14 protein-coding genes are annotated in these 15311 nt (G+C 58.6%); 11 read left to right on the top strand and 3 right to left on the bottom strand.

What is annotated here, in order from left to right:
• Positions 1 to 14 precede the first annotated feature (14 nt).
• Complete coding sequence (locus NKH13_RS19065; RefSeq protein ID WP_352718902.1) at positions 15 to 284, bottom strand: inositol monophosphatase family protein; 270 nt, start codon at positions 282 to 284, stop codon at positions 15 to 17.
• Positions 285 to 436: 152 nt separating this feature from the next.
• Between NKH13_RS19065 and NKH13_RS19060 the strand changes: the two genes are divergently transcribed.
• From NKH13_RS19060 to NKH13_RS19010, 11 genes are all read left to right on the top strand, one after another.
• Positions 437 to 1843 carry a polysaccharide biosynthesis/export family protein gene (locus tag NKH13_RS19060; RefSeq protein ID WP_352718888.1) on the top strand — a complete coding sequence of 469 codons (1407 nt, stop codon included), beginning with the start codon at positions 437 to 439 and terminating at the stop codon, positions 1841 to 1843.
• A 436-nt stretch (positions 1844 to 2279) separates the two neighbouring features.
• Positions 2280 to 3530, top strand: a complete 1251-nt coding sequence (locus NKH13_RS19055) for a glycosyltransferase family 2 protein (protein WP_502909201.1) — start codon at positions 2280 to 2282, stop codon at positions 3528 to 3530.
• Positions 3527 to 4498, top strand: coding sequence for an NAD-dependent epimerase/dehydratase family protein (locus NKH13_RS19050; protein WP_352706280.1), 972 nt, complete (start codon positions 3527 to 3529; stop codon positions 4496 to 4498). The genes NKH13_RS19055 and NKH13_RS19050 overlap by 4 nt, the downstream gene beginning before the upstream one ends.
• 59 nt (positions 4499 to 4557) lie before the next feature.
• Positions 4558 to 5490 (top strand): glycosyltransferase family 2 protein, encoded by a 933-nt coding sequence (locus NKH13_RS19045; RefSeq protein WP_352718886.1) that lies wholly within the window; start codon positions 4558 to 4560, stop codon positions 5488 to 5490.
• A complete protein-coding gene (locus NKH13_RS19040) occupies positions 5487 to 6479 on the top strand; it encodes a glycosyltransferase family 2 protein (RefSeq protein WP_352718885.1) in 993 nt (330 codons plus the stop codon). Before NKH13_RS19045 ends, NKH13_RS19040 begins: the two co-directional genes overlap by 4 nt.
• Positions 6463 to 7563, top strand: a complete 1101-nt coding sequence (locus NKH13_RS19035; RefSeq protein WP_352718884.1) for a Gfo/Idh/MocA family protein — start codon at positions 6463 to 6465, stop codon at positions 7561 to 7563. Before NKH13_RS19040 ends, NKH13_RS19035 begins: the two co-directional genes overlap by 17 nt.
• Positions 7473 to 8657, top strand: a complete 1185-nt coding sequence (locus NKH13_RS19030) for an NAD-dependent epimerase/dehydratase family protein (protein WP_352913687.1) — start codon at positions 7473 to 7475, stop codon at positions 8655 to 8657. The genes NKH13_RS19035 and NKH13_RS19030 overlap by 91 nt, the downstream gene beginning before the upstream one ends.
• Positions 8654 to 10216, top strand: a complete 1563-nt coding sequence (locus tag NKH13_RS19025) for a glycosyltransferase (protein ID WP_352718882.1) — start codon at positions 8654 to 8656, stop codon at positions 10214 to 10216. Before NKH13_RS19030 ends, NKH13_RS19025 begins: the two co-directional genes overlap by 4 nt.
• Positions 10213 to 11214, top strand: a complete 1002-nt coding sequence (locus NKH13_RS19020; RefSeq protein ID WP_352718881.1) for a polysaccharide deacetylase family protein — start codon at positions 10213 to 10215, stop codon at positions 11212 to 11214. The genes NKH13_RS19025 and NKH13_RS19020 overlap by 4 nt, the downstream gene beginning before the upstream one ends.
• A complete protein-coding gene (locus NKH13_RS19015) occupies positions 11207 to 12085 on the top strand; it encodes a glycosyltransferase family 2 protein (protein ID WP_352718880.1) in 879 nt (292 codons plus the stop codon). The genes NKH13_RS19020 and NKH13_RS19015 overlap by 8 nt, the downstream gene beginning before the upstream one ends.
• Entirely contained in the window at positions 12082 to 13020 is a 939-nt protein-coding gene (locus NKH13_RS19010) for a glycosyltransferase (protein WP_352913660.1), read from the top strand. The genes NKH13_RS19015 and NKH13_RS19010 overlap by 4 nt, the downstream gene beginning before the upstream one ends.
• A gap of 9 nt (positions 13021 to 13029) precedes the next feature.
• Here the strand turns inward: NKH13_RS19010 and NKH13_RS19005 are convergent, their stop codons facing one another.
• Positions 13030 to 14262, bottom strand: a complete 1233-nt coding sequence (locus NKH13_RS19005) for an ABC transporter ATP-binding protein (protein ID WP_352718878.1) — start codon at positions 14260 to 14262, stop codon at positions 13030 to 13032.
• 3 nt (positions 14263 to 14265) lie between these two features.
• Complete coding sequence (locus tag NKH13_RS19000; RefSeq protein ID WP_352718877.1) at positions 14266 to 15069, bottom strand: ABC transporter permease; 804 nt, start codon at positions 15067 to 15069, stop codon at positions 14266 to 14268.
• Between the last annotated feature and the right edge of the window lie 242 nt (positions 15070 to 15311).

Raw genomic sequence — 15311 nt, 5'->3', positions numbered from 1 at the left:
GGAGCAATCGGGGACTACACCGAGCCTCTGAGCCCAATTTTTCCGACGTAGAATTCTGCGTCGCCGTAAGCGACAAGATTTGCGAAATTGACATCTGATCGTTGGCGCCCCCTTGTTGTAGGTCCCTCGAGATTAACGACGATGCCACCAGCAACTCGAAGGACTGCGTCGCCAGCCGCCATGTCCCACTCCATGGTTCTGCCTGGCCGGGGATAGGTGTCCGTCTCACCTGCCGCTACACGCCAGAGCTTCAGCGATGGCCCTGCGGGAACGGCGCTAACCATATGGTCCATTATGTCGATCCCGTCCAAACTCTTCCGCCTGTGCGACTTTTGTACCGAGCTTTACCTGCGATAAATGAGGCATATCGGCGACACTCGCTGTGACCGCGGACACAGTGAACTCGATATTTTCATGACAGGTTGGAGCAGCTGATATGCTGCTCGATCCGCAACTGCTCGATCCATTAAATGCGTTGCGACAAGGGGCTGAATTGGTTGGTTATGTGTATGACTGTCAGCCGTTCGAACACACGAGAGCGCGAATGTTGAATAGATCGGTGCGCTGGCGAGCAGGCAGCTGCGCCGCGCTCGCATGCTTGTTACTCTTGTTCGTCTACGCGAATCTGTCGAATGGCCCTGCCCTAGCACAGGAGTACAACGTCGACGAGTACCGTCTGCAGACTGGCGACGTGATCGGCTTCGCGGTCATAGGCTATCCCGAGATGCAAAAGCGAGCTGTGATCGACCAGAGCGGTATAATTGTGTTGCCGGTCTTGGGCCCCCTAAAGGTTCGCCAGAAGACAATAGAGGATGTTCGCAAGGAGGTAATCGAGGTCCTAAAACCGAAGTCCCTTCCGCAACGATCCGCTGACGGCACTGAGAATTGGACCGGGTTCTATCCAGATCAGATTATAGTCGATATTGAGGAATACCGACCGGTCTATATCGACGGGGACATTGCCTCTCCTGGGACTCAGGCCTTCCGACCAGGAATGACTGTCCGACAAGCTGTGGCTGCTGGCGGCGGCTATAAGCTCGGTCGCGGCGAGGTTGAAAACCCTGAACTGACAGTAGCGGACCTTGGCGGCCGCCTCTACGTTCTGCGCATCAAGTATCAGGAAAGCCAAATCAAGGCTGCTCGCATAGAGGCGCAGCTGAGCGGCGCCAGGGCGATCGAGGTTCCGGACGCAGAACGTGACCCGAGCCTCGAACCCCGTCGCGACGAAGCTTTGCAGCAGGAACAGAAGCATCTTGAAGCTCTTTATGTGGATCAGGAGAAGGAGCGCGCTTCAATCAAGTTGGCCACGACCAAGGCGGCGGAACGGATGGGCTACCTGAAGGAGCAGCAGAAGGCGGATCGAGCTGGCGCGGCAGCGGATGCGGCTGAACTTGATCGCCTCAAGAAGCTCTTCGAAAAAGGTCTGATCCAGATCACCATGATCAACGATGCTCAACGCGCAGTGCTCTTGTCGGCGACCCGCGCTTTGCAAACCAACGCTGAGATCTCTCGACTTGAACGCGACCAAGGGGAATTGCAGCGCAGCCTTGAGAAGCTTACTGACCAGAGTCGAATTAACCTGTTGGCTGACTTGCAGACTGAAAGCGCGGCGATGATGGAAATGCGCGCTGAGATGGATTCATTGGCCAAACAAATCGCCTACGTGAGGCAGCTGCGCAGCGACCTTTTGGCCGAAGGGGGCCGCCGGGTTATGATGGGTGTAACCCGTTCCAATGACGGAAAGGCAGCGACGATCGAGGCGACCGAAGATACTCTGCTCGCTCCGGGTGACACCATCACAATTACGCTACAGGCCCCACCAGGAGCGGCGGTCGCGAACTAACTGATTAAATATTGTTACGGCGTTCATCGTCACACCTCCCCTGCCAGACGGAGGACGAAGCCCGCGAGCTGCTGCCGGCGCCGGAGCACTTGAAGTGGACGACGGCCCGGGACTTGGTTCCACCTTTTTACGCGGAGATAGAGCCCACCGCCGTCGCTATATCGGTTTCAGCTCCTTGGCGCGAATAGTAGTTTCGGCTAATATATGCGTGAACGACCGATCCCAGCAACTCTGTGCCGAGGTTGCGGCGGATAGCAGCAACGAAGAATGCTGAAAAGCAAAGAGATTCAATGGTTTTTTTTGCGGACGCCTGCACACACCAACGGAGAAGGGTTTGGATGACACTCCGTCCGTCAATCTCTCGTCAGGTCTCTGCGAACTTCAGGCTGCCTGATTGTCTAATTGATATCTCGTCCAAAAATCATTTCTGGCCAATATGGGGGCGATCGCAATTCTCTTCCTTCGGGCGCGACTAGGGATGGCGGATTTGCCGGGCAATTCACAGCACTCTGCCCACACGCTCGTGGCGGTTATCATCCCTGCCTACAACGCGGAGCCATTCATCGAGCGTACCTTGGCGTCCGTGCTCGCCCAAACGCATGAAAATATGGAAATAATAGTCGTTGACGATGGTTCGACCGACGCAACAGCATCGATCGTTCGACGACTGGCTGATGGCGACGGGCGCATCAAATTGCTCCAACAGAAGAATGGTGGCGTCGCGTCGGCGCGGAATGCGGGGGTGCGGGCAAGCAAAGGCATCTTTATAGCGCCTGTAGACGCCGATGATCTCTGGCACCCGACCAAGCTCGAAAAGCAGCTGCGTGTTTTCGCTGCGGCTGGCAATGATCTAGGGCTTGTCTACACACTTTACCGGACGATTGACGCCGATGATATGGTGATCATCACGCCGAAGCAGACGCACCCAAATGGATGGGTGTTCATGCAGCATCTCGGAAAAAATTTCATCGGCAACGGCAGTTCGGTGATGTTTCGGCGCGATGTTCTCTTCGAAATGGGTGGCTACTCCTCGCGACTGCGCGAGAGCGGTGCAGAGGGTTGCGAGGACTTCTTCATCCAACAGAGCATTGCCTCCAAATACCGTTTCGGCGTCGTTGAGGAGCATCTTGTCGGATACCGCCGAACGCCAGGGAATATGTCGGCAGATTTCGTGCGAATGCTCATCTCGCGTCGGATGGTGCTCGAGAGCGTACTTGCCCGCTGCACAGAGGCGGTGAAGCCGGTCCTGCTGGATGCGATCTTCCGCACCGATGTCGAGATTGCCAAGCTTGGGCTGGTGACGCGCCGATTTGCTGCTGTCGCCAGGAACTGCACCAAAATGCTCTGGCGATCACCTGTGCAGTTCGCGAAACTCGTTGCCGCATTTGCGGCCATTTTCCTGCGCGAGGTGAAGCGAGCACTTCCCCAACCGGAAAGCGAGGACCGCAGCTCAGGGGAAAACGGCTCGGAGATCGGAAGAAATTTTTGGAACTACTCTATTCATGAGTTTGCGGATTCCGCCGAGAAAGCCGACTACCGCGTGGTGCTCAGCAATCTTGCTGTAATGGACGAGAAGCTTGGACCAAGCGGAGCCTATTTGACGCGGCTTCCCGAAGAAGGGACGCTTGCAATGCCCAACGAGGACACGAATTCGGACAGCCTATGTCCCCTTCGAGACATGAGATGAAGAAGCTGTTGCTGGCTGGAGGAGCAGGATTCATCGGGTCGCACCTGGTCGACCGGCTTCTCAAAAGAAACGATTTGGACATGCTGGTTGTGGTCGACAGCCTATGGACCGGCAGAGCAGAAAACGTTGGTCATATCCGAGATCAACGCCTAGTGCTGGTCCGCTCCGAGGTGGAGCATTTCAAATCCGATTTCCAATTCGACGAGATCTTTCATCTTGCCTCGCCCGCGTCGCCGCCGGTCTATATGCGGGAGCCCGAGCGTACCGTCTCAGCAAATCTAATTGGCGCTATGCGGCTCTTGAAGCTGCTCAAAAAGGATGGGCGAATCTGCTTTGCGTCGTCCTCGGAGGTTTATGGAAATCCGTTGGTCAACCCGCTGCCCGAGACGTATCGGGGGTCAGTGGACTGTACGGGCCCGCGCTCTTCCTACGACGAAGGCAAGCGCTGCACCGAGGCGCTCCTCTTCGAAAGCAACCGTGTCCGCGGCGTCGATGTGCGGGTTGCCAGGCTCTTTAACGTCTACGGCCCGCGCACCCGAGCCGATGATGGGCGTGCTGTTTCCAACTTTATCGCCAATGCGTTGGCCGGCAAGCCGATCGTTGTCCATGGTGATGGTCTCCAAACCCGCAGCTGGGGTTATGTCGACGATATTGTCGATGGGCTCGAACGGCTGTTCTGGCTGGAGAACTTCAATCATGTGGGAGCAGTCAACGTAGGAAACGACCGGGAAATTTCGGTGCTTGAGATCGCGCAGTATGTTGCGGGCCTCATTCCCGGAACGACCATTGTTCATGGTGAGCCGGCGCCGCAGGATCCGACCAACCGGCGTCCTGACCTGACCCTATGCCGAAGAATCCTGCCGGGGTGGTCGTGCAAAGTGCCCTATGAAGAGGGTCTCGTGCGCACATTGCGCTGGTTTGAGGCCAATGGTGGAATTGCGGAAATGAGGGCAACTCACGCGATCTAGAGCCAGCAATGATCGGCGTGATCTGAGATAGGCGGGCGGCATGCACTGCGGAGCGGAAGGTGAATGAGTCAACGGTTCGCGTGACCGTCCTTATTGTCACTTACAATCACGCACGCTACGTGGCGGCTGCAATCGACAGCGCTCTCATGCAAGAGGCCGATTTCGGTGTCGAGATATTGATCAGTGAAGACTTTTCGACCGACGGAACCCGGAAGATTGTCGAGCGATATGTTTCCAACCATCCTGAAAGGCTGTCGGCGATCTATTCCGGCAGTAATGTGAGATCGAACGAAGTCGTCGCGAGAGGACTCCGGATGGCGCGTGGGCGCTACGTCTCGATCCTCGATGGCGACGACCTGTGGACATCCACGACCAAGCTGAAAGATCAGGCGGCCCATCTCGACGCGCACCCGGAACTCTCCGCAATATTCTACAATGCAGTCGTGGCGGATGGCGATGAGTTCACATCGACGCGGTGGACGCGGGCGGACCAGAAACCCATCGTGACGCAAAGGGATATCTGGGAAGGCAATCCTTTCGCAACTTGCGCCGGCATGATGCGAACCGCGTGCGTTCGAAATGTGCCGTGGTGGTATGCTGATTTCTTTCCGATTACTGACTGGCCGCTGTATGTGCTTTGCGCAAGGACAGCAGATCTCGCTTTTGTCGACGAGATAGCAGGTGTCTACCGTCTGCATCCGGGCGGACTCATATCGGCACTGCCAAACCGACCCAAGCTGGACGCGATCGAAGGATTCTACCGGCGCATGGCGCAGGTCATGGACACGCAGGGGGCAAATTCTGCCCGCGGCGGCTGCTCCCGCTACTTCTATGAATGGTCAATGCGGTATCTGGTAGAAGGCGATTTGCCATCGGCCAGATCGTGCTTCCTGCGGAGCCTTCGCAGCGGTGGTATCGGACGTGACGTGGCCAAACGCGACATTGTCAGGTTGGGGCTGCACCTGCTGAAGTCCTCGGTGCTCCAGAGATGACGGCGATCCGTGACTTCGAGTATCGCGATCCGATCTCGCCGTTGCCACGGAAGGCTGCTCGCCCGAAATGGTCAGTGATGATCCCCGCCTATAACTGCGCCTGCTTTCTTGCCGCAACGCTGGAAAGTGTGCTGGCGCAGGACCCCGGCCCGGCTCAAATGCAAATCGAGGTGGTTGACGACTGTTCCTCCGATGATCCGCAAAGAGTCTTGAATGAAATCGGTGGGAACCGCGTTGGCTTTTTCCACCAGCCGCAAAATTTAGGGCATATCGGCAACTTCCATACCTGCCTGGATCGTGCCCAGGGCGAACTCGTACATCTCCTGCACGGCGACGACGCCGTCCGCCCCGGCTTCTACGAATTGCTCGGACGAGGCTTCGATGCGGACCCGAGTACAGGCGCGGCATTCTGCCGGGCGATCTTCATGGATGCCCACGGACAGGAGCTGTCGATCCCGCCTGTAATGCAGTCAAGCCCCGGACGGCTCGAGAATGCGGCGGTTCGACTGGCGTTGGAACAGCACATCATGACGCCATCAATCGTGGTGCGCCGCGCGGTCTACGAAGAACTCGGCGCCTTCGACCGGCGGCTCAAATGCAGTGAAGACTGGGAGATGTGGGTCCGCATCGCTTCTCAATTTCCTGTCTGGTACGAACCGCAGGCCCTTGCACTTTATCGGATGCACCCCCAATCGAACACAGGGCGCCATATCCGAAGTGCCGAGGACATGGCCTACACGCGAATGGCGATCGATATTTTCAAGAGCTATCTTCCAACCGAGCTTGCGGACGATGTCGCCGCGTCGGCCCGGCGGACCTATGCGCTAAGCGCTCTCGAGACTGCGCGGCGACTGTTCGGCGCCGGCGATTGGGCTGGATGCTTGGCGCAGATGAGCGAAGCGTTCCGCTTCGATCCCTCACTCAAGACAATTGGTCGTATGCTGCGGCTCGTTGCAAGACAGGGAGGCAGGATTGTCCATCCTAGTTGAAACCGAGCAGCGGCCTGCAGGACTCCGGGAAGATGAACCGGTCCGGCTCGTTTTGGCCGGATGTGGAGCCGTCACAAAGCTCTACTATGCGGAAGCGCTTTCACGCCTTCAAAGCAGAGGCCAAGTTGCAGTCGCGGGGATATTCGATCCAGATGCGAAGCAGGCCGCACTCGTTCAGGCGCGACTGCCCTCAGCCAAGGTTGCGGCCAGTTTCGACGGCCTTTTGGCTATGGACGCCGATATTGCGATCATTGCTTCGCCACCTGGATATCACGCTGATCAGTCGACACAAGCGTTGGAAGCCGGGATGCATGTTCTGTGCGAAAAGCCGATGGCCACGAGCAGCTCCGAGGCGGCTCGTATCCTTGCGGCAGCGGCAGCCAACAATCTTCATGTGGCAACAGGGCTCGTCAGAAGGCAGTTCCCTGCGACGCGGTCGATAAAGGCCATGCTGGAGGGCGGAATGATCGGACGGTTACGAAGCGTCAGTTGTTTCGAGGGCGGCTCCTTCCAGTGGCCGGTGGCTTCGATGAGCTATTTCAGCTTCGCGGAGTCCGGTGGTGGTGTGCTTCAGGATATCGGCACGCATTGCCTTGACCTCCTGACCTGGTGGTTTGGAGAACCCGACGAAATCCACTACGCCGATGACGCAATGGGCGGCGTCGAGGCGAACTGCCTTGTCCGGCTGCGTTTTGACGGCTTCGACGCGACGGTCAGGTTGAGCCGGGATTGGGCTCGCCCGAATCTGTACCGCCTTGAGGGCGAACGTGGCTCGATTTCCTGGACAGTCAATGAGACCGAGACTGTCGAGGTCGCCTTGAATGGAAGTCGCACGACAGGCTGCGTTTCCTTCACCAATGCCGACGGCCGGTCGCGCGATTTTGTCGATGCATTTTGCGATCAGATTTCGGGCTTGGTGGATGCGGTCCGAAATGGGGCCCCCCTTTCCGTGCCGGCCAGTGTTGGGCGCAATGTGGTCGATCTGGTCGAAGGATGCTATGCCAGACGGAAACTGATGGACATGCCGTGGCTCGGTCCCGAAGAATTGCTCCATGTCGCTGCTTCCGCCGGGACCAGACAATGACCGGCACTGTTGCAGTGCTTGGCGCCAACGGTTTCATAGGTTGCCGCACCGTGGAGTTGCTGCAACTTTCCGGCTGGGCGAATGTGAGGCCGATCGTTCGCAGGCCGGATGCTTTCGCCAGTCTGTCTCGCTTTGCGATTGACGCAATGGTGGCGGATGCGCGTGATATTCAGGCTCTTACCGCTGCCTTTACGGGCTGTCAGTACGTCGTACATGCAGTTGCCGGTGACGCCCGCACGATCGTCGATGCTATCGAGCCCGTCTATCGTGCAGCCACCGCTGCCGGCGTGCTTCGTCTGATCTATCTCAGCAGCGCTTCCGTTCATGGCCAATCGCCCCCGCCCGGGACGGACGAAACGAGCGCGCTGCATGACGATCAGACGATCGAGTACAACAATGCGAAGATTCATGCCGAACGCCGTCTCGGGCAACTGTCACGCGACGGCGCGGTGCAGGTAGTGGTGCTGCGGCCCGGAATTGTCTTTGGCCCACGCTCCAGTTGGACCGGTGGTTTTGCCGACGAGCTCATTGACGGTTCCGCCTACCTGGTGGATGGCGGTCGTGGCATCTGCAACAGCGCCTATGTCGACAATGTCATTCACGCGATCAAGCTCGCCATCGAAGTGCCCGAGGCCTCTGGGCGAACCTATCTGATCGGAGACCGGGAAGAGATCAGTTGGGCAGATCTTTGCCGACCGATCGCCGAGGCACTGGGGTTCGACCTGGCCGCGATTTCGGCTTCAGCGCCATTGTCATTTGCTCCGAGATGGAAACAAGGACTGAAGGAAAGCCAAGGATATCGGCGGCTTGTCCGAAGCCTGCCAAGGCCTGTTCGCAGCGGACTGAAGGCAGGCTATGCCGAGTGGCGGAAGGCAGGACGCAATGCGACCGGTGCGACTACGGCCCCAACGGTCATGGTATCGGAGGAGCGTGCACTTTTGCACCAGTGCCAGACGAAACTTCCATGGCGCAAGGCCGAGCGTGAGCTCGGATACCAGCCGGCTGTCAGCTTCGAGGAAGCATGTCGGCGATCTGTCGGCTGGTTGACCTTTGCCGGCTACCCGACCTGCCGAAACGGAGCGGGTGAGAGATGACCACCCGCCCCGCTGCATCCAGCGTTTCAGTTGTCATCACCACCTACAATCATGCGCGGTTCCTTGCCGAAGCGATCGACAGCGTCCGCAACCAGACCGTGAAGCCGGATGAGATCATCATTGTGGACGATGGGTCGTCGGACAATCCCGAAAGTGTTGTTCGTCGATATGACGACGTCCACTACATCCGCCAAAAAAACCAGGGTTTGGCCGCTGCCCGTAACACCGGGATGACGGCAGCGCGCGGCGAATTCATTGCCTTCCTGGATGCCGACGACAGGCTGCGCCCGGTAGCGCTGGCCACCAATCTTGCCTTGTTTCACGACAATCCCGATTGCGCGTTGGTCTACGGTGCCTTCCGCTACATCGACGAGGCCGGTGCAGTCAGGAATACTGTACCACTGAGGTCGGTGGGCGAGGATCCGTATGCATGCTTCCTGACCGACAACCTGATTGGAATGCATGCGACGGTGCTCTATCGCCGCAGGACATTGGAAGCCGCCGGCGGATTTGACCGGTCACTGCGGGCTTGCGAGGACTACGACGTCTACCTTCGCCTATCTCGGGCGAACAAGGTGGCCTGCATTCCGGAATACCTGGCAGATTACCGTCGGCACGCAACGAATATGTCGAACAGCAATCCGATGATGTTGCGCGCGGCGCTGAAGGTCCTTCGCCGGCAGCGGGCCGTCGCGCAGACCAATCCGGATTGGGCGGCCGCCTACCGTCAGGGTGTCGAAAAATGGAAGTGCTATTATACGGACAAGCAACTGGGACAGCTTGGTACAGCGCTTCGGTTCCGCTCTTCACTCGCCGGTCAACTCAGCAGCACGATCGCCGTTTCGCTTGCAGCGCCGTTGCAGACCGCTGTGATGCTCCGGCATCGTCTCAGGCGCCGGTCAAGTCGGCACCGCTCGAGCGCCCGGTTCGGTGACCTCGAGCGTACCGTACCCTTCAGCACGGAGTTCGGTTTTGATCGCGGCAAGCCATTGGACCGCCGCTATGTCGAGACTTTCCTCGCGTCCTGTTCGTTGAACATATCCGGAAGGGTCCTGGAGATCGGCGACAACGCCTATACGATGCGTTTCGGAGGCAGTCGGGTTACCGCAAGCGATGTTCTGAACCGTTATAACGGCCACCCGTTGACAACCTTCGTGGGTGATCTGGCGACTAGCGACGATCTGCCGTCCGAGACCTTCGATTGTATCGTACTCACCCAGACCCTGCACCTTCTTTTCGATCTACCTGCTGCAGTCGCAACCCTGTGGCGGATCCTGAAGCCGGGAGGCGTACTCCTGATTACAGTGCCTTGGGTCAGCCCGATTGACAGGGGAGAATGGGGCGAGAGCTGGTTCTGGTCGATAACTCCGGCTGCCCTAAGGCGACTTCTGTCGGACAGGTTCGGGGCGAAGAACGTCGAAGTCAGCCACTATGGAAACGCGTATTCTGCGACGGCCTTCCTCTACGGCCTGGCGGAACATGAGCTGAATTCGGCATTACTTGATGTGCACGACCCCTATTGTCCGGTAATAGTGGCGGCGCGGGCTTTCAGGCGATGAGCGGCGCCGTGACAGCGCGTCAAACTGTCAGCAAATTCCTGCGACGGGGGCGCCTGCTTGCCGGTTTCGGTCGACCTATCGTGCTGATGTATCACCGCGTCGCAGAACCGCTCGTCGATCCTTGGGAACTCGCGGTTTCGCCGCAAAATTTCGCACGCCAGATCGAACTTCTTACGAAAGCGCGGGACATTGTTCCCCTGCAATGGCTGGCGCAACGGCTTGGCGAGAGACGGTCACCGAGAAATGCGGTGGCAATCACCTTTGACGACGGCTACGCGGATGTCCTCCAAAACGCCGTGCCGATCATGCGGCGTATGAACTGTCCTGCGACTGTCTTCGTCACCACCCATGCGATCACCGATCCCTCAGTGTTCTGGTGGGACATTCTATCCCGCATCATTTTGGAGATGCCTGCTCTCCCGAACACTCTGGAGATCGAGATCGCTGGCCGAAACTATGACTGGCGCGTTTGGGAGGACGCAATGCCGGCGGACTCCAATAACGCGATCAACCGCACGACACTCCATTTCGACTTGCACGCACTGCTGAAGCCGTTGAGTGCACACGAACGCGAGAAGGCCCTGGAGCGGCTGGCAAGATGGGCAGGAACCGACGCCAGTCCCCGAGGGCGCGATCGCGCCATGACGCATTCGGAGCTGCGGCAGCTCGCCGACACCGATGGCGTTTCGATCGGCGCCCACACCTGTACGCACCCATCCTTGCCGCTACTGAAACGGGACGATCTTGAACGCGAGATTTCAGGCAGCCGCCAAAAATGCGAGGAGATTACAGGACGGCGGGTGGTGGGATTCGCATACCCGTTTGGAGATTTCGATGGCAGCACCGCCAACGCCGTAAGGTCTGCCGGCATGGACTATGCAGTAACTACCCTGCCGCGCGAAGCTGGGCCTCGCGTCGACCCTTTCCGATTGCCGCGCGTTACGGTCGCCGATTGGGGTGAAGCTGACTTTCGGCGCATGGTGCTATGCCATGGCTGACAATTCAGGCGGACAGCCGCGTGTCACGGCAATTATAGTCGTGTTCAATGGTGAGAGTTATCTCCGGGAAGCTGTTGACAGCATTGTAGGTCAAAGCTTCACCGACTGGGAACTCCTCGTTGTCGACGATGGCTCGACTGACCAGTCGTCCGCCATCATACGCGGTTATGAGCAGCGGCTGCCGGGCAAGGTGCGACTATTGTCTCACCATGACAATGGCAATCACGGTATCAGCGCCTCGCGCAACCGTGGACTGACGGAAGCGCGCGGCGCCTATGTCGCATTTCTCGACGCAGACGATGCATGGCTGCCCGAAAAGCTTTCCGAACAGGTCTCCATCATGGAAAGCGATCCGGCGCTAGGCATGATCTATGGCCGGACTCTGATCTGGCATAGCTGGCAAGAGGCTGCTGACCGCGCGGACTTCTACTACCCGCTCGGCGTCGAACCAGACACCCGATACGAGCCGCCCATGCTGTTTGAGCTGCTGCTTCAGAACGAGGCCCAGACGCCGACACCTTGCAATGCCCTGATGCGTTCAAGCTTATTCGCAACGCTTGGGGGGTTCGAGAACAGCTTTCGCCTGATGTTCGAGGACCAGACGTTCTTTGCCAAGGCGCTCGCATTCGCGCCCGCCTATGTGTCCGGCCGGACCTGGGCAAAATACCGCCAGCATTCTGAAAGTTGCTCTGTTGCCTGCGCTGAGGCAGGCACTGTCGAGGCCGCGCGTATCACGTTTCTCAAATGGCTAAATCGCACAATGGCGGATAAGGGCGCCTCTTTCCGCATTCGTTCAGCAATCTGGAAAGCGCTTGCGCGCGAGCGCCGCAAGGTGATCAAGCGAAGTATCAAAGGATGGCTTCGGCGATGACTTCCCTACCGCGAGTGACGATCATAACCCCCTTCCTCAATGCGGAGGCAACTCTGGGCGAAGCGATCGCTAGCGTCCAAGCCCAGACAGTTGCGGACTGGGAGCTTTTGCTGGTCGACGATGGCTCGACGGATGACAGTGTCAGGATCGCCAATGATGTTGCAGCAACCGATCCTCGGATCAAGGTGCTGAACAGGCCTCCCGGATCCAAGCGTGGCGCGGCGGCAGCGAGAAACGCCGGAATAGAGGCCGGCAGCGGCGATTTGCTTGCCTTCCTGGATGCAGACGATCTGTACGAACCGCATATGCTCCGGACGGTTCTGGCGGCAGCCGATGCCAACCCGGAAGCCGCAATGATCTTCGGGCCGACGAGATGGTGGTATCCAGACGGTGAGCGCCCCGACTGGATCGAGCCGACGGACGGGCTTGCCGGCCGTTTGCATCAGCCCCCGCGGCTTCTAAGGCGACTTCTGCTGATCCAGAACGGTCACGTTCCGTGTACCTGTTCGGTGCTCTTGCGGAGGAGCGCGGTCAGCACGGTCGGCGGCTTTGAGGAGCGCTTCGATCTCTATGAAGACCAAGCTCTGTGGGCGAAGCTATTCCTGCGTCTTCCCGTCTTTGTTACGCCTGTAACTCTGGCACGCTACCGGCAGTATTCCGGTTCGACATCGGCGGCGGCGGCTGAGCGAGGGGTCTACGACCACATGGGGAAACACCCTGCCCGCGCTGCATTCCTCGACTGGGTCGCGCAACATTTGCAGGAAAGTGGACTGCGAGGCTTCCACGTCCGATGGACGCTGCGGCTGGCGCGTGCGCCCTACGTCGCGCCGCCGACGATTGGAAGCAGGGCCGACCGGCTTATCCTGAAGATCATGATGTGGACAGCAAAGCAACGGCGCCGGATTCGGCGTAAACTCGTGCGTGCTTCAGTTTGAAAACAAGCGTCAACGCCTAGTCACCCATCGGTGCGGAAAGCTGACACTGCCGAAGCCGGGTTGGGCGGTAACCGGTCGGTTGTCGAGCAAGCCGGGCATGACATCGAACACGGCGGCGGTCTCGACGTGGTCTTCGACCACCCTGTCGTCCGCCACTAGCGCCACATCAATCCTGTAGCGCCCTGGTCTCAGCATAAGGCTCTCTACATGCACCGTGTAGACTTCGCCCTGACGATCATGCTCGGAGTGCTCCATCGTGTCGAATGACGTCACAGGATCGCCGAGGTCGTCAATAATGGTAATAACGCATTGTGCAAGTTCGCGCGGCCCATCGACCTGAAGCCGAAAAACCGCCGGCTGCCCCGACGCGACGGGACCCGTTTTGTTGAAAACCTCGATGCCGACGACGCGCAGGCGGCCTCGCCCGGTGCGCGTCGTTCGTGTACTCAGATCGGTGCTCGCTCGCGCTTCCAGTGTCTGCAGATAATTCCGGACCAGGTCGCCCGTCGGGCCGTCGGCCAGGATCGTCCCGCCGTCGATAAGAATTGCGCGGTTGCAAAGCCGCTGCAGAACCGACATCTGGTGGCTAACGATCAGCACTGTGCGGCCCGTTCCGGCAACGCTTTCGGCCTTGGCAATGCATTTCTTCTGGAATGCGGCGTCGCCAACGGCCAATATCTCATCGATCACCAGAATATCGGGATCGACATGCGCGGCAATCGCGAAGGCCAAGCGTAAGTACATGCCGCTTGAGTAACGCTTGACGGGCGTGTCGAGAAACGGCTCGACGCCGGAGAAATCGACGATTTCATCGAGCTTGGATCTGATCTCGGCGCGCCGCATGCCGAGTATCGCTCCGTTGAGATAGATGTTCTCGCGGCCGGTCAGCTCCGCGTGGAACCCCGTGCCGACCTCCAGCAAAGCTCCCAGCCGTCCGCGTATCGTCGCGCGACCGGAAGTCGGCTCCACAATCTGCGCCAATATCTTGAGAATGGTGCTCTTTCCCGCGCCGTTGGGTCCGATCACGGCAAGGACGTCGCCTGCGCGCACCTGGAAGGAGACGTTCCTCAGGGCCCAGAATTGATCGTCTCCACCGTTGCGTCGACCCAAAGCGGGCTTCCTGTGAAGGATTCGCCTTGCGCCGCTGGCCAGCGCGTCCCGCAAGGTAGGGAAGCTATTGTTCGCCACCCCCAGTCTGTAGGCCTTGGAGAGATTGGTGGCTTCAATCACTGTGTCGGTCATTGCTCAGATCAGGTCCGGAAACGCGCGTTCGGACTTTGAGAAAATAGCCAGTCCGGCAACGAGAAGGGCCAGCGAGGAGAGAGTCGATATCGAGATCATGACCCAATCGGCGGGCGTGCCCAGTACGCTCCAGCGCATGGCTTCGACTATCCCCACCATAGGGTTCAGGCTGTAGAGCGGCCGCCAAAAGTGCGGCACGAGATTGCCCGGATAGACAACCGGAGTCATGAACAGAACTATCTGAAGGCTGAACGGCACGAGATATCCCACATCGCGAAAGCGGACATTGATCGCAGATAGTGCCACTCCCAGCCCCGTCGCCGACGCAGCCATGACGAGCACGAACAGTGGCAGGAAGATCACCTGTGGTGCCGGCCAGATTCCGAATGCCAGCAGCGCCGCGAACAAAAGAGTGAGGCCGACGATCATATCGGTCAGGCACGTGGCCATAGCGGATATGGGAATGATCAGACGCGGAAAATAGACGCGCTTCACAAGTTCCTGGTTGCTGACAAGGCTGCCCGTCATGCTGCCAACCGCCCGCGAAAAAAAATTCCACGGCACGAGCCCACACAGGACAAACAGCGGGTATGGCGCTCCGTTCGATGAGATGCCCACGAGTCGGCCAAACAAGACGCTGAAGACCGACATGGCAACGAGCGGCTGCAACATTGCCCAGAGCACACCCAGATAAGTCTGGCGGTATTTGACCTTGAAATCGCGCCAGGCCAGGAAGAACACAACTTCCCGATATCGCCAAAGTTCGGAAAGGTCGATCAGCCGCCGCTTGCGGGACGGATCGATCACTGTCTCAACAGCTAAAGGTTGCGGGTCTGTCCGTACCGACACTATGATGGCGTCCGCCCTCCCTTGACGGCCCCATTGAGGCCTACATTTCCGCGCAGTGCAATCAGGACTTTCTCGGAAGTCTATTCTCGGGGAACGCTCGAATGCCTGGACTATTGTTTCAGCCTCCGCCAGCCGGCTCTGCGACAACAGCCACCGCGGTGATTCCGGATCAGAAACAGGAGCCCTAAGACCCCTGCGCC

Origin of the sequence: Mesorhizobium sp. M1348 (genome assembly GCF_040317925.1) — a bacterium.
Lineage (GTDB): Bacteria > Pseudomonadota > Alphaproteobacteria > Rhizobiales > Rhizobiaceae > Mesorhizobium.
The sequence above is the reverse complement of the archived record's forward strand: the minus strand, read 5'-3'. Positions and strand labels throughout refer to the sequence as shown.

What these genes read in the sequence shown, in the direction of transcription:
- NKH13_RS19060 (WP_352718888.1), top strand. Translation starts at nt 437, where the DNA reads ATGCTGCTCGATCCGCAACTGCTCGATCCATTAAATGCGTTGCGACAA.
- NKH13_RS19065 (WP_352718902.1), bottom strand. Translation starts at nt 284, where the DNA reads ATGGTTAGCGCCGTTCCCGCAGGGCCATCGCTGAAGCTCTGGCGTGTA.
- NKH13_RS19050 (WP_352706280.1), top strand. Translation starts at nt 3,527, where the DNA reads ATGAAGAAGCTGTTGCTGGCTGGAGGAGCAGGATTCATCGGGTCGCAC.
- NKH13_RS19010 (WP_352913660.1), top strand. Translation starts at nt 12,082, where the DNA reads ATGACTTCCCTACCGCGAGTGACGATCATAACCCCCTTCCTCAATGCG.
- NKH13_RS19025 (WP_352718882.1), top strand. Translation starts at nt 8,654, where the DNA reads ATGACCACCCGCCCCGCTGCATCCAGCGTTTCAGTTGTCATCACCACC.
- NKH13_RS19015 (WP_352718880.1), top strand. Translation starts at nt 11,207, where the DNA reads ATGGCTGACAATTCAGGCGGACAGCCGCGTGTCACGGCAATTATAGTC.
- NKH13_RS19055 (WP_502909201.1), top strand. Translation starts at nt 2,280, where the DNA reads ATGGGGGCGATCGCAATTCTCTTCCTTCGGGCGCGACTAGGGATGGCG.
- NKH13_RS19020 (WP_352718881.1), top strand. Translation starts at nt 10,213, where the DNA reads ATGAGCGGCGCCGTGACAGCGCGTCAAACTGTCAGCAAATTCCTGCGA.
- NKH13_RS19030 (WP_352913687.1), top strand. Translation starts at nt 7,473, where the DNA reads ATGCTATGCCAGACGGAAACTGATGGACATGCCGTGGCTCGGTCCCGA.
- NKH13_RS19005 (WP_352718878.1), bottom strand. Translation starts at nt 14,262, where the DNA reads ATGACCGACACAGTGATTGAAGCCACCAATCTCTCCAAGGCCTACAGA.
- NKH13_RS19040 (WP_352718885.1), top strand. Translation starts at nt 5,487, where the DNA reads ATGACGGCGATCCGTGACTTCGAGTATCGCGATCCGATCTCGCCGTTG.